Source organism: Agromyces arachidis (genome assembly GCF_052805135.1).
Genome location: NZ_JBRBDK010000001.1, coordinates 373,551 through 398,233 on the forward strand (window position 1 = coordinate 373,551; position 24,683 = coordinate 398,233).

The window sequence follows — 24,683 nt, forward strand, 5'->3', positions numbered from 1 at the left end:
TCGCGGGGACTCACCCCACGCGATACACGTGCTCCACGGCGTCGCCGAGCCGGGTCACGCCCGTCAATCGCAGCGGCGGCGTGACGGCGCCGACGGGCAGCAACGGCCGGCCCCGGCCGAGGGCGACGGGCATGTAGGTCACGAGGATCTCGTCGAGCCTGCCCGCCTCGAGGAAGCGGGCCGCGACGGGCCCGCCGCCGATGAGCCACACGTTGCGACCGGCGGCGGCGGCGGACGCGGCATCGGCGACCGGCACGATGTCGCCTGAGGCGAAGCGGATGTCGGCGCCCGCCGGAACGGGCAGGTCGCGGTGCGTGAGCACCCAGGTCGGCAGCGACCCGTACGGCCAGCCGCCGCCCTCGCGCAGCACCCACTCGTAGGTCGTCGCGCCGAGCACGAGGGCGCCCACCTCGGCGACGAAGCGCTCGTAGTGGTCGGTGAAGTCGGCCATGCCGAACTGCAGCAGCCAGGCGAGATCGTCGTGCTCGTCGGCGATGAAGCCGTCGAGGGTCGAGGCGACGTAGTACTGGATCCTGGTCACCGTCCGAGCATACGAACGGCCCCCGACATCGCGTGTCGGGGGCCGTTCCTATGCAGTACGTCGGGTCAGGCCTCGACGCCGCGGATGGGCGGGTGGTGGAACGTGTCGCCGAAGACCCGCTCCGAGGCGCCCACCCGGTCGAGGTACGGCGTGGCCCCGCCGGCCTGGAAGGGCCAGCCCGCGCCCAGGATGAGGCAGAGGTCGATGTCCTCGGCGGCCGCCACGACCTTCTCGTCGAGCATCAGGCGGATCTCGCCGGCCAGTTCGTCCTCGACGCGACGGAGGATGGTGGCCTCGTCGACGGGGGACTTGCCGACCGTGATCGCCTTCTTCGCCTCCTTGGTGAGGTCGGTGACCTTGCCGTGCTTGTCCTTCTCCACGACGGGCCCGCCGAGCGCGGCGAGCGCGTGCAGGTTCTCGGACGAGTAGAACCGCTCGGGGAACTCGCGCACCATCGTGTCCTGCACGTGCGCCGCGACCGCCCAGCCGACGAGGTCGATGAGCTCGAAGGGACCCATGGGGAGGCCGATGGGGGCGAGCGCCTTCTCGACGACGGGAACGGGGGTGCCCTCGTCGACCGCGCGCGCGGCCTCGCCCATCACCTTGGCGAGGAGGCGGTTCACGACGAAGCCCGGCGCGTCGGCCGTCAGCACGGCGCTCTTGCGCAGCTTCGCCGCCACGGCGAACGCCGTCGCGAGCGTCTCGTCGTCGGTGGCGGGAGCCTTGACGATCTCGAGCAGCGGCATGACGGCGACCGGGTTGAAGAAGTGGAAGCCGACCACGCGCTCGGGGTGGGCGAGCTTCGCGCCGATCTGCTCGACCGACAGCGACGAGGTGTTCGTCGCGAGGATCGCGGTCTCGGACAGGAACGGCTCGACCTCGGCGAACACGACCTGCTTGACCGCGAGGTCCTCGAACACGGCCTCGATGACCCAGTCGCAGTCGGCGAAGTCCGACTTGTCGGTCGTGCCGGTGACGAGCGCACGGAGGCGGTTCGCCTCGTCGGCGTCGATACGGCCCTTCTTCTCGAGCGTCGCGATCTCGTCGCGGATGTACGCCAGGCCCTTGTCGACGCGCGACTGGTCGAGATCGGTGATCACGACCGGCACCTGGAGGCGACGCACGAACAGCAGTGCGAACTGGCTCGCCATGAGCCCCGCTCCGATGATGCCCACCTTGGAGACCTTGCGGGCGAGCTTCGGGTCGGGCGCGCCCGCCGGCTTCTTCGCGCGCTTCTGCACGAGGTTGAACGCGTAGATCGACGCGACGAACTGGTCTCCGGAGACCAGGTCGGCCAGGGCCTCGTCCTCGCGGGCGAAGCCCTCCTCCTTGGTCCCGCTCTTGGCCGCCTTGAGCAGGTCGAGCGCGACGTAGGGCGACTTGGCGGTCGTCCCGAGCTTGCCCTCGATGCTCTTGCGGGCGATGCCGATGGCCACGTCCCACTTGGCGAGCCGCTCGAGCTTGCCGGGGGCGTTCGGGCGCTTGACGGCGATCTTGCCGCCCAGCACGCCGTCGGCCCACTTCAGCGAGTCCTCGAGGAAGTTGACCGGGGAGAACATCACGTCGGCGATGCCGAGCTCGAGGGCGTCCTTCGCCTTGAGCATGCGGTTGTTCTTCAGCGGGTTCTCGACGACGACGCGCAGCGCGTTCTCGATGCCGATCAGGTTCGGCAGGAGGTAGGCGCCGCCCCAGGCCGGGACGATGCCGAGGAAGACCTCGGGCAGCCCGATCGCGGGTGCGGAGGCGTCGACCGTGCGGTAGTCGCAGTTCAGCGCCACTTCGAGACCGCCGCCGAGGGCGAGCCCGTTGATGAAGCTGAACGTGGGGACGCCGAGCTCGCCGAACTTGCCGAACACCATGTGGCCGAGCTGGCCCATCTTCAGTGCGACGTCGCGGCTCGGGATCTCGCCCACCTTGGAGAGGTCGGCGCCCGCGGCCAGGAAGTACGGCTTGCCCGTGATGGCCACGGCGTCGATGGCGTCGGAGGCGGCCCGCGCGCGGAGCTCCTCGAGGCGCTCGTTCAGCTCGAGCAGGGTGACCGGGCCGAGCGTCGAGGGGCGCGTGTGGTCGCGGCCGTTGTCGAGCGTGATCAGCGCGAGCACCTTGCCCGAGGGCAGCCGGACGTCGCGCACGTACGAGTGCGTGACGACCTCGTCGTCGGCGAAGGCGGCCGTCAGCTCGGAGAAGTCGATCTTCGAGTAGTCCGTCATGTCGCTCAGCGGCCCTTTCCGTAGCGCTTGTGGTGCGGGTTCTCCCAGATGACGCTGCCGCCCTGGCCGAGGCCGACGCACATGGCGGTGAGGCCGTAGCGCACCTCCGGGTGCTGCTCGAACTGGCGCGCGAGCTGGATCATCAGGCGGACGCCGGAGGCGGCCAGCGGGTGGCCGATCGCGATCGCACCGCCCCACGGGTTCACGCGCGGGTCGTCGTCGTCGATGCCGAAGTGGTCGAGGAAGCTCAGCACCTGCACGGCGAAGGCCTCGTTCAGCTCGAACAGGCCGATGTCGTCGATGGTCAGGCCGGCGTTCTTCAGCGCCTTCTCGGTCGACGGGATCGGCCCGATGCCCATGACCTCGGGCTCGACGCCGGCGAAGCCGAAGCTCACCATGCGCATCTTCACCGAGAGGCCGAGCTCCTTCGCGGCATCCGCGCTCGCGAGGATGGCGGCGGTGGCGCCGTCGGTGAGGGGCGAGGCGTTGCCCGCCGAGACGCGCCCGTGGGGGCGGAACGGCGTCTTCAGCGTCGCGAGTCCCTCCATCGTGGTCTCGGGGCGGCGGCCCTCGTCCTCGGCAGCGAGGCCCCAGCCCTCCTCCGTGCGGAGCGCGACGGAGACCAGGTCGGGCTGGATGTGCCCGGCCTCGTAGGCGGCCTGCACCTTCTGCTGGCTGCGCATGCCGAACCGGTCGCTGCGCTCCTTGGTCAGCTCGGGGAAGCGGTCGTGCAGCCGCTCGGCCGTGTTGCCCATGTTGAGGGCGTCGGCCGCGACCAGCTTCTCGGCGAGGAATCGCGGGTTGGGGTCGGCGTCGAGCCCCATCGGGTGCCGGCCCATGTGCTCCACGCCGCCGGCGATCACCACGTCGTACTGGCCGAAGCCGATGCCCGACCCGGTGGTCGTCACGGCGGTCATCGCGCCCGCGCACATGCGGTCGATCGCGAAGCCCGGAACGCTCAGCGGCAGGCCCGCGAGGATCGCCGCGGTGCGGCCGAGCGTGAGTCCCTGGTCGCCCGTCTGCGTCGTGGCGGCGATGGCCACGTCGTCCACGCGATCCTTCGGGAGGTTCGGGTTGCGCTCCAGCAGTCCGGTGATGGCCTTGACCGCGAGGTCGTCGGCTCGGGTGTTCCAGTACATGCCTTTTTCGCCGGCCCGTCCGAACGGGGTCCGGACCCCGTCGACGAACACGACATCAGCTCGTTCAGCCACGCTGCAGCTCCCTTTCGAATGAGGAATCACACGATCCTAGGAAGGCCCGGGAGGAGCCGGGAATCGGTTGGCGGTTCCTACGAAGCCTCGTGCGCGGCATCCTCGAGCGATTGTGCCGCCTTCACAAATGCCGTCGCGATTATCTGTGCGGTAGCGGCAACCTGCCACGGCCGCGCGCCGAGCCCCTCGAGGGCGGCGGAGACGGCCTCCGGCGACGCCTCGGTCGGGGGGCGCCACGCCAGCCGGCGCAGGTGGTCGGGGGTCAACAGGTTCTCGACCGGCATGTGGAGCCCGTCAGCGACCTCGGTCACCGCGGACTTCGCCAGTCGCAGCCGCGCATCGGCCTCGGGATTGCGCGCGGCCCAGGACCGGGGCGGCGGCGGCGCATCGCTCGGGACACGGCTCGCCGGCGGCTCCGCCGTCCGCGCCTCCTCGATCGCCGCCCACCAGCGGTCGATCTCGGTCCGGCTCGCCCGGCCGTTGAAGGCCTTGAGCTCGGCGAGCGCCCGCTTGGACTCGGGCAGCGTCTTGGCGACCGCGAGGATCGACGCGTCCGGCACGAGCCGCCCCGGCGCGGTGTCGGTCTCCGATGCGAGCGAATCGCGGGCGTGCCACAGGGCCCGCGCGACCGCGAGGTTGCGGGGCGATCGGAGCGAGTGGATGCCGCTCAGCCGGCGCCACGGCTCGGCGGCCGGCGGCTTCGCCTCCCGCCGCAGCGTCGCGTCGAACTCCTGTCGCGCGATCTCCTCCTTGTCGGCGTCGACGAGGCGCTCGGCGAGGCGGTCGCGCACGTCGACGAGGAGCTCGACGTCGAGGGCCGCGTACCGCAGCCAGGACTGGGGGAGCGGCCGCGTGGACCAGTCCGCGGCCGAGTGCTCCTTCGCGAGCCGGATGTCGAGCAGCTCCTCGACGACGGAGGCGAGCCCGACGCGCGGCATCCCGAGCAGCCGGGCGGCGAGTTCGGTGTCGAAGATCGCGTCGGGGTCCAGGCCGACCTCGCGAAGGCAGGCGAGGTCCTGGCTGGCGGCATGGAGGACCCACTCCTCGTCGCCGATGACGGACTGCAGGTCGCCGAACCCGTCCAGTGCGATCGGGTCGAAGAGGAACGTGCCCGCGTCCCGCCGGAAGACCTGGATGAGGTAGGCCCGCTGCGAGTAGCGGAATCCGCTCGCGCGCTCGGCGTCGACCGCCACGGGTCCGAGTCCGCCGGCGATGCGCTCGACGGCCTCGTCGTACGCCCCGCGGGACTCGATCACCCGGAACTCGTCAGCCACGGTTCCTCCTCCGTCGGGGAAGGGCCGTCACCCCCTCGGACCGGGGAGGCAGCCCCGCCAGCATGCACAACAACTCACTCCACCCTTCCACATGCGGCGCCGCATGCTCGTCGAGCGGCGTCCACGAGGCGCGCAGCTCGACCTGGGCGCCGTCGCCCTGGCGGGCGAGCTCGCCGTACCCCGTCGACAGGATCTTGGTCACCGTGCCGGATGCCGCGACGTATCGCGCGCCGCGCGCGTCGAGCGCGTCGACCAGCCACGACCATGCGACGTCGGCCAGGAACGGGTCGATGCCGATGTCGGTCTCGAGCGGCGCCTGCGTGAAGCACACCACGCGGAACCGTCCGCCCCACGACTCCGGCTCCGAGGGGTCGTACATGAGGACGAAGCGGCCGGTGCCGAGCTCGGAGTCCTCGTCGTGCGGGCCCGTGGCGACGTCGGCTGCGAGCGCGACGGCCCAGGGCGCGAGCGAGGACGGCGCCGCGATCTCGGTCACGCGCAGCTCCGGGCGCGGAGCCGCCGCCCGCAGCGACTCGAGCGCCGCGGCGAACTCTGGGGGAGGCGTGGTCGCCGTGTCGGACACGTGTGCAGACTAGAGTCTCGAACGGGGGCTGCGTCGGCGGCACGCCGCGAGCCCTCGGCGACCGGCAGTGCGGGCGAGCGGATCGGGGGGAGCGATGTCACGGGTGGATCGGGCGATCGGTCCGGTGACCGTCGTGCTCGGCGGCGTGGCGCTCGTGGGAGCGGCGTTCGTGGCCGCGGTCACGGCGACGGCGGTGGTGTTCGCCCGCCGCGTCGTCCGTCCCGAGCCGCAGCGCGAGGACGACCAGCGGCTCGAGCGGGTCGACCTCGCCGCGGGCGAGGTCGTGCTCGCCGCATCGGACGACGCGCGGATGCGAGGACGCTACGGGCTCTGGTTCGAGCACGACTCCGGCTACGCCCGGCTCGGCGACGTCATCGACGACGACGGCCACCACGTGCGCCGCCGGGTCGACTCGGTCGACTTCGGCCGGCTGGACCGCGCCGGCCGCGGCCGGATCAGCGGCTGGTACCACCTCGGCCCGTGGGAGGTCGCCGACCACTACGAGAACGTGATGGTGGAGACGCCGCTCGGCCCCGCCCCCGCGTGGTTCGTGCCGGCGGCGGATGCCACGGGCGCGACGTCCGCGGACTGGGTCGTCCAGGTGCACGGGCGTGCCGCGAAGCGCCACGAGGGGCTGCGCGCCGTCGAGCCGGCACGCGAGGCCGGTTGGTCGACGCTGCTCATCTCCTACCGCAACGACGGCGAGGCGCCCGAGAGCGAGGACCGCCGCTACGGGCTGGGCGGCACCGAGTGGGAGGACCTCGTCGCCGCCGTGCGCTTCGCGGTGCGGCGCGGGGCCCGCCGCATCGTGCTCATGGGATGGTCCATGGGCGGGTCGATCTCGCTGCAGACCGTGTTCCGGTCGGCCGAGGTCCGCGAGCACCTCGTCGGCATCATCCTCGAGTCGCCCGCGGTGGACTGGTCCGACATCCTGCGTTTCCAGGCGCGCGCCCTGGGCCTGCCCGCCGAGCTGGGCGGCGCGGTCGCGCGCGTGCTCAGCGCACCGGTGGGCGGCACGCTGACCGGGCTCGCGGCGCCGATCGACCTCGAGGCGCTCGACGCGGTCGCGCGCGCCGACGAGCTCGACGTCCCCGTGCTGCTCATGCACAGCGAGGACGACGGATTCGTCCCGATCGAGGGCTCGCGCCGGCTGGCCGCCGTGCGCGCCGACCTCGTCAGGTTCGAGGTGTTCGACGGTGCGCGCCACACCAAGCTCTGGAACCACGATCCCGACCGGTGGACGGCGCTCGTCCGCGACTGGCTCGCGGAGCGTCGCGCGCCCGCGGTCCGGCCGGCGGTCACCGCCGAACGCTGAACCGCGTCCCTCCCGAGGCGGGCGGGCTCAGCCGTCGAGGCGCTCCCGCAGCTGGCGCCGGGCCCGCGCGAGCATGCCCGACATGCCCCGGACCCGCAGCGGTGAGACGGCCTCGCCGAGGCCCAGCGACTGGGGGTAGTCCGCGGGGATCGCGAACACCTGCTCGGGGGTGAGCCCGTCCAGGCCCTGGGCGAGGATCGAGGCGAAGCCGCGGGTCGTCGGCGCCTCCGCCGGGGCCGTCGCGTGCATGTGCACGAGCCCGGCGTCGTCGACCTCGACGAAGATGAACACCGGCGACTGGCACTCCTCGACGCGCTCCAGCAGGTCGGGATGGTCGCGGTAGCGTTCGGGGAGCTCCGGGAGCTCGTTCGCGAAGTCGAGCAGGAGCGTCAGGCGGTCCTTCACGCCGAGCGCGAGGAAGTCCTCTCGCGTCTCGGCGAGGGCAGCGGGCAGCGTCGTGGCATCCATCGCTGGCATTCTCGCACCCGGAGGTGGGCCGGGCCTCAGCGCCCCGGCGCCTCGCCGCGCTCCGTCCCGGTCACGATCGGCACACGCACGGCGCTGCCCCACTCCGTCCAGGAGCCGTCGTAGTTGCGCACGCGCTCGAACCCGAGCAGGTGCGTCAGGACGAACCACGTGTGCGCGGAGCGCTCGCCGATCCGGCAGTAGGCGATCACCTCGTCGCCGTCGCGCAGGCCGGCCTCGTCGCGGTACACGGCGTCGAGCTCGGCGCGCGTGCGGAACGTGCCGTCCTCGGCGGCGGCACGCGCCCAGGGCACGGATGCCGCGGTCGGGATGTGGCCGCCCCGGAGCGCTCCCTCCTCGGGGTACGCCGGCATGTGCGTGCGCTCGCCCGTGTACTCCTCGGGAGACCGCACGTCGATGAGCGGCTGGGTGCCGAGCGCCGCCAGCACGTCCTCCTTGAACGCGCGCACGGCCGTGTCGTCGCGCTCGACCACGGGGTACTCGACCGGCTCGACCTCGGGCGCGCCGGTGGTGAGCGGCCGGCCCTCGGCGATCCACTTGTCGCGCCCGCCGTCGAGCAGGCGCACGTCCTCATGGCCGAACAGCGTGAACACCCACAGCGCGTACGCGGCCCACCAGTTGTTGCGATCGCCGTAGATCACGACGGTGTCGTCGCGCGAGATGCCCTTCGAGCCGAGCAGCTCGGCGAAGCGCTCGCTCGAGACGTAGTCGCGGATCACCGGGTCGTTCAATTCGGTGTGCCAGTCGACCTTGACCGCGCCGGGGATGTGCCCGGTCTCGTAGAGCAGCACGTCCTCGTCGGACTCGACGACCGAGAGTCCCGGCCGGCCGAGGTGCTCGGCGAGCCAGTCGGTGGTCACGAGGCGCTCCGGGTGCGCGTACTCCGCGAGCTTGGCGGCGTGGTCGGACTCGACGGACATGGGAACCTCCAGTGGTCGCCCGGTCGGGCGGGGCGTGCGGGGGGAGCGGACTAGGCTGGTCACCTGTCCACCACGAATCTACGCGGCGCGCCGGACGGAGTCACCGCACCCGTCACGAGGTGCAACAGGGGAGCCCCACGCCTATGACCACTGCAGCGGCATCCGTCGTCGAGCACCTCGTCGACCGCAACCCGTCGATCACGGGGGCCGAGATCGCCTCCGAGCTCGTCCCGCCGCCGCAGTTCGAGCACGCCTCGTTCGAGTCGTACCGGCCCGACCACGACTTCCCCTCGCAGCAGCAGTCGCTCGAGAAGCTCCACGAGTTCGCGAACGGATGGCGCGGCCAGCGCAACCCCGGCGGGTTCTTCTCGCGCAACCGCAAGCCGAAGACGGAACTGCCGGGCGTGTACCTCGACGGCGGGTTCGGCGTGGGCAAGACGCACCTGCTCGCGGCGCTCTGGCATGTGGCACCCGGCCCGAAGTACTTCGGCACGTTCATCGAGTACACGGCCCTCGTCGGCGCGCTCGGGTACGCGCCGGCGGTCGAGCTGCTCCGCGGCGCGCGCCTGCTCTGCATCGACGAGTTCGAGCTCGACGACCCGGGCGACACCATGCTGATGACGCGGTTCCTCGGCGAGCTCATGGCCGGCGGCACGCGCGTGGCCGCGACGAGCAACACCCCGCCGAACGCGCTCGGCGAGGGCCGGTTCGCCGCGGCCGACTTCCTGCGCGAGATCCACGCGCTCTCCTCGAACTTCGAGACGCTCCGCATCGACGGTCTCGACTACCGCCGCCGCGACACGGAGGGCCACGCCGAGGCGATGCCCGACGACGCGGCGGTCGAGCACGCGGCATCCGCCCTGGCCGGTCGCGGTCACCGGGTCTCGCTCGACTCGTTCGACGCGCTCGTCGCGCACCTGGCCACCGTGCATCCCTCGAAGTACATCAAGCTGATCGACGGGGTCGAGGTCATCGCGCTCACCGGCGTGCACGAGCTCACCGACCAGAACGCCGCCCTCCGACTGGTCGCGTTCATCGACCGCGTGTACGACGCCGAGGTGCCCATCGTCGCCAGCGGCGCGACGCTCGACTCGGTGTTCGGCGGCGGAATGCTCGACGGCGGGTTCCGCAAGAAGTACCAGCGCTCGATGTCGCGCATGATCGCCCTGACGACCGGCGAGCTGCCGCCGCACGACTGACCCCATTCCGGGTGCCGTCGCAGCCTCCCGAAACACGCTCGTTACGTTCGCGGCGATTTCGTAACCGCTGCGAAACGTCCCGTGCCCCGTCGACGAAACGTTCCCGCACCAAGGTGAACCACGTACCTCGGGACCGAGCCCCAGTCTCAACCCTCTCGCGGTACGTCCCCTGCAAACCGAGAGGTGTGAGGAATACCTATGGACAGCGGCAACATCGCGTGGGCCGTCACGGCATCCGCGCTCGTGCTCTTCATGACGCCGGGCGTCGCCTTCTTCTACGGCGGCCTGGTCAAGGCGAAGAGCGTCGTCAGCATGATGATGATGAGCTTCGGCGCCATGGGACTGATCAGCGTCCTGTGGGTGCTCTACGGCTTCAACATGAGCGCGGTCGGCAGCGCGTGGGAGTTCGCGGGCAACCCGTTCTCCGACTTCGGCCTCGCGGGCATCGCCTCCGGTGAGTCGGCCAATGCCGACCTGCTCGGCGTCGTCTTCGGCGCGACGTTCGCCATCATCACGGTGGCCCTGATCTCGGGCGCCATCGCCGACCGCGCGAAGTTCGGCGCCTGGATGATCTTCGCCGGCATCTGGGCCACGCTCGTCTACTTCCCGGTCGCGGCCTGGGTGTGGGGCGGCGGCTGGATCCTCTCGCTCGGCGACACGCTGGGCCTCCCGGGCGTCATCGACTACGCCGGTGGCACCGCGGTGCACATCAACGCCGGTGCCGCGGCCCTGGCCCTCGCCCTGGTCCTCGGCAAGCGCGTCGGCTTCCAGAAGGGCATGGACAAGCCCCACAACGTGCCGCTGACCCTACTCGGCGCGTCGATCCTCTGGTTCGGCTGGTTCGGCTTCAACGCGGGTGCGGAGTTCCTCGCGGAGGGCATGCCCGGCGTCGGCCTGATCGCCGTCAACACGCTCGTCGCCACGGCCGCCGCGATCCTCGCGTGGCTCGTCGTCGAGAAGTTCAAGGACGGCAAGCCGACGTCGGTCGGTGCCGCCTCGGGTGCCGTCGCGGGTCTCGTCGCGATCACCCCGGCCTGTGCCAACCTCACCCCGGGTTGGGCGACGCTCCTCGGCGTCGTGGCCGGCGCGGTCTGCGCCATCGCGATCGAGCTGAAGTTCAAGTGGGGCTTCGACGACTCGCTCGACGTCGTGGGCATCCACCTCGTCGGCGGCCTCATCGGCACCCTCTACCTCGGCTTCTTCGCCACCGAGACCGGCCTGTTCGTCGGCGGCGACCTCGGCCAGCTCGCCGTGCAGGCGATCGCGGCCCTCGGCGTCCTCGTGTACTCGTTCATCGTCGCCTTCGTGGTCGGCTTCGCGATCGAGAAGACCATCGGATTCCGCGTGAAGAACGAGGACGAGCTGGCGGGCATCGACACGATCGTCCACGGCGAGGAGGGCTACAAGCTCGAGTCCGTCTGATCGGTCCGACCACCGCGAGGGCGGTGAGGATAGTCTGCGGGGGTGCCCGACGCCCGCGACATCCTCACCGCCCTCCGGCGTGCCGTCCGCTCGATCGCCGCACCCGGCACGGCGCCGGTCCGATTCCGGACGGATGCCGCGCCGGGGTCGCGTGCGGACGACCTCGAGGAGTGGCCGGGCCGCACGGGCCCCGACGCCACCGTCGAACTCGACCCGGACCGGGTGCGGCGCGTGCGCTTCGCGTACGCTCCGGAGCGCGACGGAGAGCCCGACCCGGGCGAGGTCGTCTGGACCTGGGTGCCCTACGAGGAGCGCGACGGCCGCGGCAAGGACCGCCCGGTCGTCATCGTCGCAGCCGGCGCGCCGGGGGAGTTCCTGGCCGTCCAGCTCACGAGTAAGGGAAAGGCCGCCGATCCGGACCTGGTCGCGCTCGGTGCGGGCGCGTGGGACGGCGAGGGGCGCCCGAGCTGGGCCCGCATCGACCGGGTGTTCCGGGTGCACGCCGGCGGGATGCGGCGCGAGGCCGCCGCGCTCGACGACCGCCGGTTCGCCCTGGTGACCGAGGCGCTGCGGGCCAGGTACGGCTGGAGCTGACCGGCTCGGCGGGACGGCGGCCGCATGCGAAAGGCCCCCGGTGAACCGGGGGCCTGGTGGTGGGCGATGCCGGGCTCGAACCGACGACCTCTTCCGTGTGAAGGAAGCGCGCTACCAGCTGCGCCAATCGCCCATCAGGGATGCGGGCCGGACCAGCCGGTGCCGCGGAGTCGATACTAGCCCACGAGCGCCGTCGAACGCACATCGGCGCGGCGGCCGGGCGCGCCGTGCCGCAGCCGAGGGCGGCCGGCCGTCATGCGCACGCCGGACCCGGGGATCCGCGCTGCAGCACCCGGCCCCCACCCCTCTCGACACGCCCGGGATGCACGCGCCGATTCGCCGCGTGACCGGCCGCTCTGCTTCGCCGGGGTCGCTCGGTTTGTCATTCGTTCAGGTCTTCGGTTATTGTCTTTCTGCACGCAGAAATGCGAAAGCAACGCGGATGTGGCGCAGTTGGTAGCGCATCACCTTGCCAAGGTGAGGGTCGCGAGTTCGAGTCTCGTCATCCGCTCTGATCAGGAAACCGGCGAAAGCCGGTTCTTGTTCTTTGGTGGTGAACCCAAGCAACGGTGGATTGGCCGAGAGGCGAGGCAGCGGCCTGCAAAGCCGTATACACGGGTTCGAATCCCGTATCCACCTCGAGACGAACTCCTCGCAGTTCGCTTGATCCGGGCGATTGGCGCAGCGGTAGCGCGCTTCCCTGACACGGAAGAGGTCACTGGTTCGATCCCAGTATCGCCCACCACCCAGACCCCCGGCATCGCCGGGGGTCTTCGTCGTTCCGGGGCTCAGGGATTGCCGCCGAAGCCGCAGATGATCTCGGGCTCGCACGGCGAGTGGTCGAGCACCTCCACCTTGGCGTTCGCGCTCTCTCGCGTGAGCCGGAACTCCACCCAGGTGAAGTTGTTCGTCTCGTCCGACTCGATCCAGTGCCCGTGGGGATCGGCGAGGTGGGTCAGGTAGTAATCGCCGTCGGGCAGGTCGGTGACGTCCAGCTCCTGCAGCGGGGTCGACTGGTGGTAGGAGTCCGCCCACCACGAGGCGAGGCCCTGCAGGTCGCCGTTGCACTCCCAGTACGTGCGCGGCTTTTCCTTCTTCTCGCTGCCGGTCTCGCCGATGAACTCGACGTCGACGAAGCAGAACGTGATCTTCACGCCCTCGACCCATACGTTCGTCATCGACGCCGGATCGTCCGGATCGTCGCCTTCCGCCGCGCTGCGGATGTCGAAGGTCGCGACCGCCGACTGGTGCCAGTGGTTGTGCTCGGGGTGGAAGACCGCGGAGCCGGCGTCGTGCGTCGCCACGACGTTCCCGGAGGCGTCGAGGATCTCCTGGGTGGCGATCGTGCACTCGTCGTAGGCGACGCCGTCGATCTCGCAGGGTTCGACCTGGCCGCCGCCGCGGATCTGAAGGTTGCCCTCGCCGATGTTGATGTGGGTCGTGGAGAAGCGCAGGGATTCCCGCTGTTGCGTGTTCTGGATCTGGAGGTGGTGCGGCACCTCCTCGATCACGTCCGGCAGCAGGGCGCCCGGCGGCAGGACCGGGGCGTCCGTCGCGTGCGCCTGCGCGATCGAGCCGCCGCCGGCGGCCAGGAGGATGGCGGTGAGGGTTGCGGGGAGAAGAGCCGAGCGGAGCATGTCGCGTCCAATCCTGAAGGTGACTCGTGGCGCCTCTGGGCCGAGCGTGGCAGTCGCCACAGACGGCCGCAACGCCCCGCTTCGGGGTACGGGCGACGCGCGTCCCGCGGTCGACGGCGGCCCGGGCCCCGAACGGCGGTCCGGGCTCCCGGCACTACAGTTGAAGGGTTCGTTCCGACCGACAGGAAGTGGATCACAGTGGCCGACGGCTTCGAGCTCTTCACCGATCGATCCGTTGTCGCGATGCGCGTCAACGGCGAGCTCAGGGACCTCGCGACGACCGTGACGGATGCCGACACCGTCGAGCCGGTCACGATCGACTCGCCCGACGGGCTGGCGATCCTGCGTCACTCGACGGCGCACGTGCTCGCGCAGGCGGTGCAGAAGGTCAACCCCGACGCGAAGCTCGGCATCGGCCCGCCCGTGACCGACGGCTTCTACTACGACTTCGACGTCGCCGAGCCGTTCACCCCCGAGGACCTGAAGGTGCTCGACAAGGAGATGGCCCGCATCATCCGCTCGGGCCAGCGTTTCGTGCGGCGCGTCGTCTCCGATGACGAAGCGCGCGTCGAGCTCGCCGACGAGCCGTACAAGCTCGAGCTCATCGGGTTGAAGGGCGCCGCGGCATCCGGCGACGACAACGAGAACGTCGAGGTCGGCGGCGGCGAGCTGACGATCTACGACAACGTCGACCCGAAGACCGGCGAGGTCGCCTGGAAGGACCTCTGCCGCGGACCGCACCTGCCGAACACGCGCATGATCGGCAACGGCTGGGCGCTCATGCGCGTCGCCGCGGCCTACTGGCGCGGTTCGGAGAAGAACCCGCAGTTGCAGCGCGTCTACGGCACCGCGTGGCCCACGAAGGACGAGCTCCGCGCGTACCAGCACCGCCTCGAGGAGGCCGCCCGCCGCGACCACCGCAAGCTCGGCGTCGAACTCGACCTGTTCAGCTTCCCCGATGAGATCGGTTCGGGCCTGCCGGTGTTCCACCCCAAGGGCGGCGTGATCAAGCGCGAGATGGAGGACTACGTCCGCCGGCGCCACATCGAGGAGGGCTTCCAGTACGTCTCCACGCCGCACATCACGAAGGCCCACGTCTTCGAGCTGTCCGGCCACCTGCCGTACTACAAGGACACGATGTTCCCGCCGATGGAGCTCGAGAACAGCGAGTACTACCTCAAGGCGATGAACTGCCCGATGCAGAACCTCATCTTCCGCTCGCGCGGGCGCTCGTACCGCGAGCTGCCGCTGCGGTTCTTCGAGTTCGGCACCGTGTACCGGTACGAGAAGTCGGGCGTCGTGCAGGGCCTCACCCGCGTGCGGGGCCTCACGCAGGACGACTCGCACAGCTACGTCACGCCCGAGCAGGCGCCGGGCGAGATCAAGCACCTGCTGGAGTTCGTCCTCGGCCTGCTGCGCGACTTCGGGCTCGACGACTACTACCTCGAGCTCTCCACCCGCGACGCCGACTCCGACAAGTTCAAGGGCACCGACGAGCAGTGGGAGGTGGCCACGAACGTGCTGCGCGACGTCGCCGAGGCCTCCGGGCTCGAGCTCGTGATGGACCCGGGCGGTGCCGCGTTCTACGGCCCGAAGATCTCCGTGCAGGCGCGCGACGCCATCGGCCGCACCTGGCAGATGTCGACGATCCAGTACGACTTCAACCAGCCCGAGGGCTTCGGCCTCGAGTACACGGCCGCCGACGGCACGCACCAGCAACCGGTCATGATCCACTCGGCGAAGTTCGGGTCCATCGAGCGGTTCTTCGGCGTGCTCACCGAGCACTACGCCGGTGCGTTCCCGGTCTGGCTCGCACCCGTCCAGGTCGTCGGCATCCCCGTCGCCGACGAGTACGCGCCCTACCTCGGCGGCATCCTCACCCAGCTCGCGGGCGCGGGCGTGCGCACCGAGCTCGACACGAGCGACGACCGCATGCAGAAGAAGATCCGCACGCACACCACGCAGAAGGTGCCGATCCAGCTGATCGCCGGGGAGAACGACCGCTCGGGCGAGACGGTGAGCTTCCGGTTCCGCGACGGCACGCAGGAGAACGGCGTGACGATCGCCGAGGCGGAGCGGCGCATCCTCGAGGCGATCGCCGACCGTCGCCAGGTGACGACCCGGGACGACCTGTTCGCATGACGCACTACCGACCGGACGAGTTCGAGCGCGACGCCGTGCCGACGGATGACGCGGCCGACCTCGCCGGCGTGCCCGACGCGTTCCAGCGGTTGTGGACGCCGCACCGGCTCGTCTACATCCAGCACGGGCAGCAGCCCGACGAGCACGCCTGCCCGTTCTGCCGGGCGCCCGAGCTCAGCGACGAGCAGTCGCTCATCGTCGCCCGCGGCGAGCACGCCTACGTGCTGCTCAACCTCTTCCCCTACAACAGCGGGCACCTGCTCGTGTGCCCGTACCGTCACATCGCGACGTACGACGAGGCGACGCCGGAGGAGGTCGCCGAGATCGGCGAGCTGACGCAGATCGCCATGCGCACCGTCAAGCAGGTCTCGCGCTGCGACGGCTTCAACATCGGCATGAACCAGGGTCGGATCGCCGGCGCCGGCATCGCCGAGCACCTGCACCAGCACATCGTGCCGCGCTGGGCGCTCGACTCGAACTTCTTCCCGATCATCGCCGGGACCAAGGCGCTGCCCCGCCTCCTCGGCGAGGTCCGCCAGGAGATCGCGGACGGCTGGCCGCGCTGACCCGGGGTCAGCGGACCTGCCGCACCTCGAACTGCAGGCGGGGGTGCGCGTACGCCTCCTGGGACTCCACGAGCCGGAGTTCGCGTTCGCCCGACTCGTGGGTGTTCGCGAGCAGGTCGTAGACGCTCGACGCCGTGCGCGCCAGCGCGTCGGCGGCGTCGCCCGTGCGGCGGTAGTGCGCCGTGAACAGCGCCGCGGTGACGTCGCCCGACCCGTTGGCCTTCAGGGGCAGCCGCGGCGTCTGCACGATCCACGCCCCGCGATCGTCGACCGCGAGCATCTCGATGGTGTCCGGCTCGCGGTCGGGGCGCTCGACGCTCGTCACGAGGACGGTGCGGGGGCCCGAGTCGCGGGCGAGGTCGACCGACTCGAGCGTCGACTCGAGCGAGCCGGGTTCCGTGCCGGTCAGGTAGCCGAGCTCGAACTGGTTCGGCGTGATCAGGTCGGCGGCGGGGACGACGCGTTCGCGGAGGAGCACCGGGATGGCGGGCGCCACGAAGCATCCGCTCTTGGCGTTGCCCATCACCGGGTCGCACGAGTAGATCGCGTCGGGGTTCGCCGCCTTGATCCGCGCCACGGCGTCCAGGATGACGTCGGCGATGCCCTCGGAGCCCTGGTACCCCGACAGGACGACGTCGATCTCGGGGAAGGCGCCCCGGTCCTCGATGCCCGCGATCACCTCGCGGACGTCGTCGGGGGCGATGAGCGGACCGCGCCACGCGCCGTACCCGGTGTGGTTGGAGAAGTTCACGGTGTAGACCGGCATCACCTCGACGCCGATGCGCTGGAGGGGGAAGACGGCCGCGGAGTTGCCGACGTGGCCGTAGGCGACGGCGGACTGGATCGAGAGGACCTTCACGCTTCGATCATTCCACCCCGGCCGCGACCAGTCGTCCGCCCGCGGCCCGGACGGCGGCGGCGACATCGTCCGCGAGCCGCTCCGCGTCGGCATCTCCGAGGTCGTGGACGGTGAGGCGGAGCCGCCGGCTCGCCGCCGGGGAGTCGGCGAGGGCGAACTCGTCGCCGGCCCGCACGAGCCACCCCCGTCGCATGAGCTGTTCCGAGACGTCCCGCGCCGGAACGGGCAGTGGCACCCAGAGGTTCAGGCCGTCGCCCGCCTCGGTGGGCAGGCCGAGCGCGCCCAGTCGCGCGGCGAAGGCGTCGTTGCGCTCGGCGTAGTGCGCGCCGGCCTCGGCGATCCGCGCAGCGGCATCCGGATCGGTGACCATGGCGAGCACGAGTCGCTGCAGCAGGTGGCTGACCCAGGTCGTGCCCGGGGTGAGGCGCATGGCGAGCCGGTCGGCGGTCTCCGAGTCGGAGGCGGTGACGGCCAGGCACATGTCGGGGCCGAGGAACTTCGACACCGATCGCACGAGCGCCCAGCGCCGGTGGCCCGGACCGATCAGGGAGCGGAACGGGCGTCGGGAGAGCATCGAGAAGTGGTCGTCCTCAATCACCAGGACGTACGGATGGTCCGCCAGCACGGCCCGCAGCTCGGCGGCCCGTCGTTCGGACAGGCTCGCGCCGGTCGGGTTCTGCGCACGCGGCGTGCACACGACCGCCCGGACGCCCTGCGCGAGCGCCGCACGCAGCCCGTCGACGGTCATGCCCTCGCCGTCGACGGGAACGGGCACCGGGCGGTACCCGCCGACTCGGACGGTGTGGATGCTCGTGAGGAAGCACGGGTCCTCGAGGGCGACCGCGTCGTCGCGCACCAGCGCCTGGGCGAGGAGGCGCTCGACGGCGTCGGCCGCACCGCTCGTGATGGTGAGTCTGAGATCGGCGGGCGCGAGGTCGGCGGCCATCCACTGCATGGCCCATCGCTCGAGCGCGGGGTCGATCACCGGCTCGCCGTAGAGCACGGGCCTGCCCGCCATCCCCGCGAGCGCGCGCGACGGGTCGGGGATCAGGTCCGGGTCGGGGTTCCCGGTGGCGACGTCGCGGAGCACGCTGTCGGAGGCGAAGCCCTCCTGCGGCACGGGGGAGCGGTCGGCCACGCGCGTGCCGCCGCGGCCGCGCGTCACGACCATCCCGGCGGCGGTGAGCTGCCGGTACGCCGCGACGGCGGTGTTGCGATTGACCCCGAGGTCGTCGGCGAGGTTGCGGACCGGGGGGAGCGGATCGCCGGGACGGAGCGCGCCCCGCTCGATCAGCGCGCGCACGCTCGCGGCGATCTCGGCGGCCGACCGGCCGCCGATCTCGAGGGTCAGGTCGTGATCCATGGCTGCTCCGAACGTAGGGCTCCGCCCATGCTATCTTTTGGCCTAGGCCAAGCAAGTCTCTTGTCCTCGAAAATCGCGCGTGTCCGCGCCATCCGTCGAAGGGAACCACCGATGAGCACGTCCGAGACCGGCTCGAGCCGCGTGAAGCGCGGCCTCGCCGAGATGCTGAAGGGCGGCGTCATCATGGACGTCGTCACGCCCGAGCAGGCGCGCATCGCCGAGGACGCCGGCGCCGTCGCCGTCATGGCCCTCGAGCGGGTTCCCGCCGACATCCGCGCCCAGGGCGGCGTCGCCCGCATGAGCGACCCCGACCTCATCGAGGCGATCATCGCCGAGGTCTCGATCCCCGTCATGGCGAAGGCGCGCATCGGCCACTTCGTCGAGGCGCAGGTGCTCCAGGCGCTCGACGTCGACTACATCGACGAGTCCGAGGTGCTCTCGCCCGCCGACTACGTCAACCACATCGACAAGTGGGGCTTCACGACCCCCTTCGTCTGCGGGGCGACGAACCTCGGCGAGGCGCTGCGCCGCATCAACGAGGGCGCGGCCATGATCCGCTCGAAGGGCGAGGCCGGCACCGGCGACGTCTCCGAGGCGACCAAGCACATCCGCAAGATCACCTCCGAGGTCAACCAGCTCAAGTCGATGACGCGCGACGAGCTCTACGTCGCCGCGAAGGAGCTGCAGGCCCCGTACGAGCTCGTGCTCGAGGTCGCCGAGACCGGCAAGCTCCCCGTCGTCCTCTTCACCGCGGGCGGCGTCGCCACCCCGGCGGACGCCGCGATGATGATGCAGCTCGGCGCCGACGGCGTGTTCGTGGGCTCCGGCATCTTCAAGTCGGGCAACCCCGAGCAGCGCGCCGCCGCGATCGTCAAGGCCACCACGTTCTACGACGACCCGAAGGTCGTCGCCGAGGTGTCGCGCGGCCTGGGCGAGGCGATGGTCGGCATCAACGTGGGCGACCTGCCCGCGCCGCACCGTCTCGCCGAGCGCGGATGGTGAGTCTGCGCGACGACTCCCTGGGGGCGACGGACGCCGCGGGTCCGACCGTCGGCGTCCTCGCCCTGCAGGGCGACTTCCGCGAGCACGCCCGGGTGCTCGGCGAGCTCGGCGCGCGCGTCGTGCTCGTCCGCCGGCCCGAGGACGTCGAGGGCATCGACGGGCTCGTGATCCCCGGCGGCGAGTCGACCGTGATGGACAAGCTCTCGCGGGCGTTCGGCGTCGCCGAGCCGCTGAAGCGCCGCATCGCCGACGGGCTGCCGGTCTACGGCACCTGCGCGGGCCTCATCATGATCGCCGACACCCTGGTCGGCGCGATCGACGGCCAGCGGAACCTCGGCGGCCTCGATGTCGTCGTGCGCCGCAATGCGTTCGGGTCGCAGAACGAGTCGTTCGAGACCGAGCTCGACGTGCCCGTGCTCGGCGACCCGCCGGTGCACGCCGTCTTCATCCGGGGGCCGGTCGTCGAGTCCGTGGGGGAGCGGGCGACCGCGCTCGCCACGCTGTCCGACGGGCGGGTGGTCGCGGTCGAGCAGGGCGACCTGATCGGCACGAGCTTCCACCCGGAGATCGAGGGCGACCACCGGTTCCACGAGTACTTCCTCGCCAAGGTGGCGGCACGCGCGAGCGCCGTGCTGGAGGCGTCGCCGAACCCCGCATAGCGCCGGAGCCCCGCCCACGCCAGAGTGGGGGGATGAGACTGTACTCGGATTTCGGCGGCCGTCGTGCGGTGCAGGTGGTCGGGGACCTCGTCGCCATCGCGCTCATCGCCGTGGCCGTGTGGGCGGCTGCCACCTTCCACGCGGTCGTCATCGAGTTCGCCGCGCTGGGCCGGCAGCTCGAGGAGGCCGGCACCGGGTTCCGCGGCAGCATGACCGACATCGGGACCACGCTCGGCGACGTCCCGCTCATCGGGCCCGGTATCGCCGAGCCGTTCGACGGGGCCAGCGCCGCAGGGGCGACGCTCGAGTCGGTGGGTCGCGGACAGCAGGAGGTCGTCGGGTGGATCGCGGCATTCGCCGCGATCGGCATCGCGGCGCTTCCCATCACGGTGGTCCTGCTGCTGTGGATCGTGCCGCGCCTGGTGCGGGCGGTCCGCGCCGGTCGCACCGCGGCGGCGCTGGCGCGCCCGGGTGGCGCCGACCTGCTCGCCCTGCGAGCCCTGGCCGATCGGGATCTCCTCGCCGTGCTCGCCGCCGACCCGGAGGCGGTCGCGGGATGGCGGCGCGGCGACCCCGTTGCGATCCGCAGGCTGGCGGCGCTGGAGGCGCGCGCGGTCGGCGTGCGCCTGGCCGACGCGCCGCCGTCCGGCTAGCCGCAGGCAGGCCCCAGCTGCGTGTGCCGCGGGCGTCCCGCCCCCGAAGTGGGGGGCGGGGTCCACGTGGTCCGGTCTGGCGGCCGACGGCGCGGAGGAGTTCGATGACGCCATGACCGAGCGACTGCCCAGCACGTCCGATCCGTTGCCGGAGGGCGAGACGGCCGGATGCGACACCTCCGACATCCTCATCGTCCACCGGATCTTCCGCTGGAGCTACCGTGAGATGCCCCGCCTCGTGCGGGCCGCGCCGCCGGGCGACCGAGCGCGCGCCGGGACCGTCGCCGATAGCGTCGACCTCGTGCTGCTCGCACTCCACCTGCATCACGAGGCCGAGGACGAACTGCTGTTCGGGAAGGTCGAAGCGCGCCGGCCCGCCTGCGCGGCGACCATCGAGCTGATGCGGGAACAGCATCGGCACGTGGCCGAGCTGCTCGGGCGGGCCGAGCCGCTCTCGGCCGGCTGGCGCGCCGATCCCGACGGGACGTCGGCCGAACGGCTCGCCGCCGCGCTCGACGACATCGGCACCGCGCTCGGCGTGCACCTCCGCAAGGAGGAGGACGACGTCGTGCCGGTGGCGGCCGAGGAGTTCAGCCAGCGCGAGTGGAACGAACTCGGAGAGCACGGGCAGGACCGCCTGCCCAAGGAGGGGCTGCCGATCCAGCTCGGGCTCATGATCGACGCCGTCCCGACCGACGACCGTGCCGACTGGTCGCGATCGCACCTTCCCCTGCCCATCCGCGTGCTCTGGACGATCCTGCTCAGGCGCCGGTACACCGCGTGGAAGCGGGAGCTCTTCCCCGAGGGCATGCCGTCGCTGGTGTGAGCGGGGCCGGAGCGGCCCCGGTTCCGCGCCGGATCGGACGCCGGTCGCCCCACGCGCCCGCGTCCGCCTGCAGCGCGCATGCGGGCGTCGATCCGGGGGTCGAACGCGGGACCGCCTAGAATGTCGGGGTACCGACCACGATCACGGGAGACGCATGTCCGGGCATTCCAAGTGGGCGACGACCAAGCACAAGAAGGCCGTCATCGACGCGCGCCGCGCCAAGTCGTTCGCCAAGCTCATCAAGAACATCGAGGTCGCGGCCAAGCTCGGCGGCGCCGACCTCGGGGGCAACCCGACCCTCTACGACGCGGTCCAGAAGGCCAAGAAGACCTCGGTCCCGAACGACAACATCGACCGCGCGATCAAGCGCGGCGCCGGCATCGGCGGCGAGGCGGTCGAGTACCAGAACATCACGTACGAGGCGTACGGGCCGAACGGCGTCGCGATGATGATCGAGGTGCTCACCGACAACAAGAACCGCGCGGCCGCCGAGGTCCGGACCGGCCTCAGCCGCAACGGCGGCACCCTGGCCGACCCCGGCTCCGTCGCGTACAACTTCACGCGGAAGGGCGTCATCGTCGTCAGCGGCGAGGGTACGACCGAGGACGACGTCATGATGGCGGCGCTCGAGGCCGGCGCCGAGGAGATCGAGCCGCACGCGCAGGGGTTCGAGGTCGTCACCGATCCGTCCGACATGGTCGAGGTCCGCAAGGCGCTGCAGGAGGCCGGGCTCGACTACGAGTCGGCCGACATCGAGTTCGTGCCGAACCTCAAGGTCGAGATCGACGCCGAGACCGCCAGGAAGGTCTTCCGCCTGATCGACGCCCTCGAGGACAGCGACGACGTGCAGAACGTCTACAGCAACTTCGACCTCACGCCCGAGGTGCAGGCCGAGCTCGAGAACGAGTCGGAGTAGTCGCGTGCGGGTGCTCGGCATCGACCCCGGGCTGACCCGCTGCGGCGTGGGCGTCGTCGACATCGCGCCCGACCGCACCGCGACCCTCGTCGACGTCGTCGTGCTGCGCTCGCCGGCCGAGCTGGCGACGCCCGCCCGGCTCGTCCGCATCGCCGACGGCCTCGAGGCGATCGTCGAGGAGCACCGGCCGAACGCGGTCGCGCTCGAGCGCGTGTTCGCGCGCAGCGACGTGTCGACCATCATGGGCACGGCCCAAATCTCGGGCGTCGCGATGCTCATCGCGGAACGGCGCGCCCTGCCGGTGGCGCTGCACACGCCGAGCGAGGTCAAGGCCGCGATCACCGGCTACGGCCGTGCCGACAAGAAGCAGGTGGGCGCCATGGTCGCGCGCATCCTCGGGCTCGACGCCGTGCCCAAGCCCGCGGATGCCGCGGACGCGCTCGCCCTCGCGATCTGCCACGCCTGGCGCACCGGCGGGGCGGCGGGAGCGGCGGTGACGGATGCCGCGGCCACCCGTGGCACGACGGGTGCCGGCGCGCTCACGCCGGCGCAGCTCGCGTGGCGCGCCGCCGAGCGTGCCGCGTCGGTGTCGGGGGCCGCCCGTAGGCTGAAGGAGTGATCTCCTCCCTGCGCGGCCGCGTCGCCTCGGCATCCGGCGGAACGCTCGTCGTCGACGTGTCCGGGGTCGGCTACCTCGTGAATGCGACGCCCGCGTTCGTGCTGTCGAGCCGCGAGGGCCACGACGTGTTCGTGCACACCTCCCTCATCGTCCGCGAGGACGCGATGGTCCTCTTCGGGTTCGCCACGCGCGACGAGCTCGACGTGTTCGAGCTGCTCATCGGCGTCACCGGGGTGGGGCCGAAGTCGGCGCTCGGCGTGCTGTCGTCCATGTCGCCCGCCGAGGTCGCCCGCGCCGTCCAGGACGACGACGACGCCGCGTTCCGGCGCGTGAGCGGGATCGGGCCGAAGACGGCCAAGCTGATCACGGTCTCGCTCGCGGGCAAGCTCGCCGCTCCCGCTGCGGCCGCCTCCGGCGCTCCCGTCGTGCACGGCGGCGTGGCCGACGACGTGCTCGCGGCGCTCACCGGGCTCGGCTGGTCCGAGAAGCTCGCCGGCGAGGCGATCGCCGAGGCGCTCGACTCCGCCGACCCGGCGGACGCGGCGTCCGTTCCGGCGCTGCTCCGGCTCACGCTGGCCCGGCTCGGCCCGGCGCAGCACGCGACGAGGGCGCGATGAGCGATCCCGACCTCGATCTCACCGACCCGGAGCTCGCGTCCGAAGCCGAGCTCGCATTCGAGGGCGCCCTCCGCCCGCGGAGCCTCGAGGAGTTCGTCGGGCAGACGCGCGTGCGGGGCCAGCTCCAGCTTCTCCTGTCGGCGGCCGCGATGCAGCAGCGCACGCCCGACCACATCCTCCTGGCCGGCCCGCCGGGCCTCGGCAAGACCACGCTCGCCATGATCGTCGCCCACGAAGGAGGCCGGCCCCTCCGCATGTCGAGCGGGCCGGCGATCCAGCACGCCGGAGACCTCGCCGCCATCCTCTCGTCGCTCGTGCCCGGCGAGGTCCTCTTCATCGACGAGATCCACCGGATGGCGAGGTCGGCGGAGGAGATGCTGTACCTCGCGATGGAGGACTTCCGGATCGACATCATGGTCGGCAAGGGAGCGGGGGCCACGTCGGTGCCGCTCGACCTCGCGCCGTTCACGCTCGTCGGCGCGACCACGCGCGCCGGCCTGCTCCCCAATCCGCTCCGCGATCGCTTCGGATTCACCGCGCACCTCGAGTTCTACGACGAATCCGAGCTCGAGCGCGTGCTCGCCCGGGCGGCGACGATGCTCGGCCTGCCCATCGGAGGCGACGCGATCGCCGAGATCGCAGGTCGCTGCCGGGGGACGCCCCGCATCGCGAACCGACTGCTGCGTCGCGTGCGCGACTACGCGCTCGTCCACGGCGGCAGCGCCGACGTGGAGGCGGTGCGGGCCGCACTCGAGCTGTACGACGTCGACCCGCTGGGACTCGACCGCCTCGACCGGGCGGTCATGCTCACGATCCTCACCCGCTTCGGCGGCGGCCCCGTCGGGCTCAACACGCTCGCCGTCTCGGTCGGCGAGGAGTCCGAGACGATCGAGGCCGTCGTGGAACCCTTCCTCGTGCGCATCGGCCTGATCACGCGGACTCCGCGGGGGAGGGTGGCGACATCGGCGGCCTGGCGGCACTTCGGGATGGTCCGGGAGGGCGACGGCGCCTCGTCCACCCTTCCGATCGATGACCTATAATCCTTGAAGGCTTCGGCCTCCCCGCCCCA

24 protein-coding genes and 4 tRNA genes are annotated in these 24,683 nt (G+C 71.5%); 17 read left to right on the plus strand and 11 right to left on the minus strand.

From position 1 onward, the window contains the following. Positions 1–10 precede the first annotated feature (10 nt). From ACUY4T_RS01805 to ACUY4T_RS01825, 5 genes are all read right to left on the minus strand, one after another. A complete protein-coding gene (locus tag ACUY4T_RS01805) occupies positions 11–541 on the minus strand; it encodes a dihydrofolate reductase family protein (RefSeq protein WP_446017179.1) in 531 nt (176 codons plus the stop codon). A 65-nt stretch (positions 542–606) separates the two neighbouring features. After that, positions 607–2,751, minus strand: a complete 2,145-nt coding sequence (locus ACUY4T_RS01810; RefSeq protein WP_446017180.1) for a 3-hydroxyacyl-CoA dehydrogenase NAD-binding domain-containing protein — start codon at positions 2,749–2,751, stop codon at positions 607–609. Positions 2,752–2,756: 5 nt separating this feature from the next. Then, complete coding sequence (locus ACUY4T_RS01815; protein WP_446017181.1) at positions 2,757–3,962, minus strand: thiolase family protein; 1,206 nt, start codon at positions 3,960–3,962, stop codon at positions 2,757–2,759. A gap of 77 nt (positions 3,963–4,039) precedes the next feature. After that, positions 4,040–5,236, minus strand: a complete 1,197-nt coding sequence (locus ACUY4T_RS01820; RefSeq protein ID WP_446017182.1) for an HRDC domain-containing protein — start codon at positions 5,234–5,236, stop codon at positions 4,040–4,042. Further along, positions 5,229–5,819: a DUF3000 domain-containing protein gene (locus ACUY4T_RS01825; protein WP_446017183.1), complete on the minus strand. Its 591-nt coding sequence runs from the start codon at positions 5,817–5,819 to the stop codon at positions 5,229–5,231. The genes ACUY4T_RS01820 and ACUY4T_RS01825 overlap by 8 nt, the downstream gene beginning before the upstream one ends. Positions 5,820–5,913: 94 nt before the next feature. Between ACUY4T_RS01825 and ACUY4T_RS01830 the strand changes: the two genes are divergently transcribed. Then, positions 5,914–7,134: an alpha/beta hydrolase family protein gene (locus ACUY4T_RS01830; protein WP_446017184.1), complete on the plus strand. Its 1,221-nt coding sequence runs from the start codon at positions 5,914–5,916 to the stop codon at positions 7,132–7,134. A gap of 27 nt (positions 7,135–7,161) precedes the next feature. Here ACUY4T_RS01830 and ACUY4T_RS01835 read toward each other — a convergent pair whose 3' ends face one another. Next, complete coding sequence (locus ACUY4T_RS01835; RefSeq protein ID WP_446017185.1) at positions 7,162–7,602, minus strand: SufE family protein; 441 nt, start codon at positions 7,600–7,602, stop codon at positions 7,162–7,164. Positions 7,603–7,637: 35 nt separating this feature from the next. After that, positions 7,638–8,540: a sulfurtransferase gene (locus ACUY4T_RS01840; protein WP_446017186.1), complete on the minus strand. Its 903-nt coding sequence runs from the start codon at positions 8,538–8,540 to the stop codon at positions 7,638–7,640. A 143-nt stretch (positions 8,541–8,683) separates the two neighbouring features. On the opposite strand from ACUY4T_RS01840, the gene zapE reads away from it, so the two are divergent. The 3 genes from zapE to ACUY4T_RS01855 all read left to right on the plus strand — a co-directional run bounded on the left by zapE (position 8,684) and on the right by ACUY4T_RS01855 (position 11,755). Then, entirely contained in the window at positions 8,684–9,739 is a 1,056-nt protein-coding gene (zapE, locus tag ACUY4T_RS01845) for a cell division protein ZapE (protein WP_446017187.1), read from the plus strand. A 198-nt stretch (positions 9,740–9,937) separates the two neighbouring features. Then, positions 9,938–11,161 carry an ammonium transporter gene (locus ACUY4T_RS01850; RefSeq protein ID WP_446017188.1) on the plus strand — a complete coding sequence of 408 codons (1,224 nt, stop codon included), beginning with the start codon at positions 9,938–9,940 and terminating at the stop codon, positions 11,159–11,161. Between the two features lie 42 nt (positions 11,162–11,203). Beyond that, positions 11,204–11,755, plus strand: coding sequence for a type II toxin-antitoxin system PemK/MazF family toxin (locus ACUY4T_RS01855; RefSeq protein WP_446017189.1), 552 nt, complete (start codon positions 11,204–11,206; stop codon positions 11,753–11,755). 57 nt (positions 11,756–11,812) lie between these two features. Here the strand turns inward: ACUY4T_RS01855 and ACUY4T_RS01860 are convergent. Beyond that, a tRNA-Val gene (locus ACUY4T_RS01860) sits at positions 11,813–11,888 on the minus strand. A gap of 305 nt (positions 11,889–12,193) precedes the next feature. Here ACUY4T_RS01860 and ACUY4T_RS01865 point away from each other — a divergent pair. The 3 genes from ACUY4T_RS01865 (at position 12,194) to ACUY4T_RS01875 (ending at position 12,500) form a co-directional block, all read left to right on the plus strand. Beyond that, positions 12,194–12,266: transfer RNA gene (locus tag ACUY4T_RS01865), tRNA-Gly, on the plus strand. 57 nt (positions 12,267–12,323) lie between these two features. Continuing rightward, positions 12,324–12,394 (plus strand) — tRNA-Cys (locus ACUY4T_RS01870). Between the two features lie 31 nt (positions 12,395–12,425). Further along, a tRNA-Val gene (locus ACUY4T_RS01875) sits at positions 12,426–12,500 on the plus strand. 43 nt (positions 12,501–12,543) lie between these two features. On the opposite strand, the gene ACUY4T_RS01880 is transcribed toward ACUY4T_RS01875, so the two are convergent. Continuing rightward, positions 12,544–13,392 carry a lysyl oxidase family protein gene (locus ACUY4T_RS01880; protein WP_446017190.1) on the minus strand — a complete coding sequence of 283 codons (849 nt, stop codon included), beginning with the start codon at positions 13,390–13,392 and terminating at the stop codon, positions 12,544–12,546. 243 nt (positions 13,393–13,635) lie between these two features. Here ACUY4T_RS01880 and thrS point away from each other — a divergent pair, with 243 nt between their 5' ends. Both thrS and ACUY4T_RS01890 read left to right on the plus strand, forming a co-directional pair. Continuing rightward, positions 13,636–15,534 (plus strand): threonine--tRNA ligase, encoded by a 1,899-nt coding sequence (thrS, locus tag ACUY4T_RS01885; protein ID WP_446017410.1) that lies wholly within the window; start codon positions 13,636–13,638, stop codon positions 15,532–15,534. Next, complete coding sequence (locus ACUY4T_RS01890) at positions 15,531–16,100, plus strand: HIT family protein (RefSeq protein ID WP_446017191.1); 570 nt, start codon at positions 15,531–15,533, stop codon at positions 16,098–16,100. Before thrS ends, ACUY4T_RS01890 begins: the two co-directional genes overlap by 4 nt. 7 nt (positions 16,101–16,107) lie before the next feature. Here ACUY4T_RS01890 and pdxY read toward each other — a convergent pair whose 3' ends face one another. Both pdxY and ACUY4T_RS01900 read right to left on the minus strand, forming a co-directional pair. Beyond that, a complete protein-coding gene (gene pdxY, locus ACUY4T_RS01895) occupies positions 16,108–16,959 on the minus strand; it encodes a pyridoxal kinase PdxY (RefSeq protein WP_446017192.1) in 852 nt (283 codons plus the stop codon). A gap of 7 nt (positions 16,960–16,966) precedes the next feature. Then, positions 16,967–18,322, minus strand: a complete 1,356-nt coding sequence (locus ACUY4T_RS01900) for an aminotransferase class I/II-fold pyridoxal phosphate-dependent enzyme (protein ID WP_446017193.1) — start codon at positions 18,320–18,322, stop codon at positions 16,967–16,969. 111 nt (positions 18,323–18,433) lie between these two features. On the opposite strand from ACUY4T_RS01900, the gene pdxS reads away from it, so the two are divergent. From pdxS to ruvB, 8 genes are all read left to right on the plus strand, one after another. Beyond that, positions 18,434–19,324, plus strand: a complete 891-nt coding sequence (gene pdxS / locus ACUY4T_RS01905) for a pyridoxal 5'-phosphate synthase lyase subunit PdxS (RefSeq protein ID WP_446017194.1) — start codon at positions 18,434–18,436, stop codon at positions 19,322–19,324. After that, positions 19,318–19,983, plus strand: a complete 666-nt coding sequence (gene pdxT, locus ACUY4T_RS01910) for a pyridoxal 5'-phosphate synthase glutaminase subunit PdxT (RefSeq protein WP_446017195.1) — start codon at positions 19,318–19,320, stop codon at positions 19,981–19,983. The genes pdxS and pdxT overlap by 7 nt, the downstream gene beginning before the upstream one ends. Positions 19,984–20,015: 32 nt before the next feature. After that, complete coding sequence (locus tag ACUY4T_RS01915; protein WP_446017196.1) at positions 20,016–20,636, plus strand: hypothetical protein; 621 nt, start codon at positions 20,016–20,018, stop codon at positions 20,634–20,636. 112 nt (positions 20,637–20,748) lie between these two features. Next, positions 20,749–21,462: a hemerythrin domain-containing protein gene (locus ACUY4T_RS01920; protein WP_446017197.1), complete on the plus strand. Its 714-nt coding sequence runs from the start codon at positions 20,749–20,751 to the stop codon at positions 21,460–21,462. 154 nt (positions 21,463–21,616) lie between these two features. Then, entirely contained in the window at positions 21,617–22,378 is a 762-nt protein-coding gene (locus tag ACUY4T_RS01925) for a YebC/PmpR family DNA-binding transcriptional regulator (RefSeq protein ID WP_446017198.1), read from the plus strand. A 4-nt stretch (positions 22,379–22,382) separates the two neighbouring features. Further along, the gene (gene ruvC, locus ACUY4T_RS01930) at positions 22,383–22,997 is read left to right on the plus strand and encodes a crossover junction endodeoxyribonuclease RuvC (RefSeq protein ID WP_446017199.1); all 615 of its coding nucleotides are present in this window, start codon (positions 22,383–22,385) and stop codon (positions 22,995–22,997) included. Then, positions 22,994–23,614: a Holliday junction branch migration protein RuvA gene (gene ruvA / locus ACUY4T_RS01935; protein ID WP_446017200.1), complete on the plus strand. Its 621-nt coding sequence runs from the start codon at positions 22,994–22,996 to the stop codon at positions 23,612–23,614. Before ruvC ends, ruvA begins: the two co-directional genes overlap by 4 nt. Next, entirely contained in the window at positions 23,611–24,654 is a 1,044-nt protein-coding gene (gene ruvB, locus ACUY4T_RS01940) for a Holliday junction branch migration DNA helicase RuvB (protein ID WP_446017201.1), read from the plus strand. Before ruvA ends, ruvB begins: the two co-directional genes overlap by 4 nt. Positions 24,655–24,683 lie beyond the last annotated feature (29 nt).

Coding starts and splice junctions, on each gene's coding strand:
- ACUY4T_RS01890 (WP_446017191.1), top strand. CDS start 15,531: ATGACGCACTACCGACCGGACGAGTTCGAGCGCGACGCCGTGCCGACG.
- ACUY4T_RS01850 (WP_446017188.1), top strand. CDS start 9,938: ATGGACAGCGGCAACATCGCGTGGGCCGTCACGGCATCCGCGCTCGTG.
- ACUY4T_RS01925 (WP_446017198.1), top strand. CDS start 21,617: ATGTCCGGGCATTCCAAGTGGGCGACGACCAAGCACAAGAAGGCCGTC.
- zapE (WP_446017187.1), top strand. CDS start 8,684: ATGACCACTGCAGCGGCATCCGTCGTCGAGCACCTCGTCGACCGCAAC.
- thrS (WP_446017410.1), top strand. CDS start 13,636: ATGCGCGTCAACGGCGAGCTCAGGGACCTCGCGACGACCGTGACGGAT.
- ACUY4T_RS01900 (WP_446017193.1), bottom strand. CDS start 18,322: ATGGATCACGACCTGACCCTCGAGATCGGCGGCCGGTCGGCCGCCGAG.
- pdxS (WP_446017194.1), top strand. CDS start 18,434: ATGAGCACGTCCGAGACCGGCTCGAGCCGCGTGAAGCGCGGCCTCGCC.
- ACUY4T_RS01920 (WP_446017197.1), top strand. CDS start 20,749: ATGACCGAGCGACTGCCCAGCACGTCCGATCCGTTGCCGGAGGGCGAG.
- ruvB (WP_446017201.1), top strand. CDS start 23,611: ATGAGCGATCCCGACCTCGATCTCACCGACCCGGAGCTCGCGTCCGAA.
- ACUY4T_RS01915 (WP_446017196.1), top strand. CDS start 20,016: ATGAGACTGTACTCGGATTTCGGCGGCCGTCGTGCGGTGCAGGTGGTC.
- pdxT (WP_446017195.1), top strand. CDS start 19,318: ATGGTGAGTCTGCGCGACGACTCCCTGGGGGCGACGGACGCCGCGGGT.
- ACUY4T_RS01835 (WP_446017185.1), bottom strand. CDS start 7,602: ATGGATGCCACGACGCTGCCCGCTGCCCTCGCCGAGACGCGAGAGGAC.
- ACUY4T_RS01830 (WP_446017184.1), top strand. CDS start 5,914: ATGTCACGGGTGGATCGGGCGATCGGTCCGGTGACCGTCGTGCTCGGC.
- ACUY4T_RS01880 (WP_446017190.1), bottom strand. CDS start 13,392: ATGCTCCGCTCGGCTCTTCTCCCCGCAACCCTCACCGCCATCCTCCTG.
- ACUY4T_RS01840 (WP_446017186.1), bottom strand. CDS start 8,540: ATGTCCGTCGAGTCCGACCACGCCGCCAAGCTCGCGGAGTACGCGCAC.
- ACUY4T_RS01810 (WP_446017180.1), bottom strand. CDS start 2,751: ATGACGGACTACTCGAAGATCGACTTCTCCGAGCTGACGGCCGCCTTC.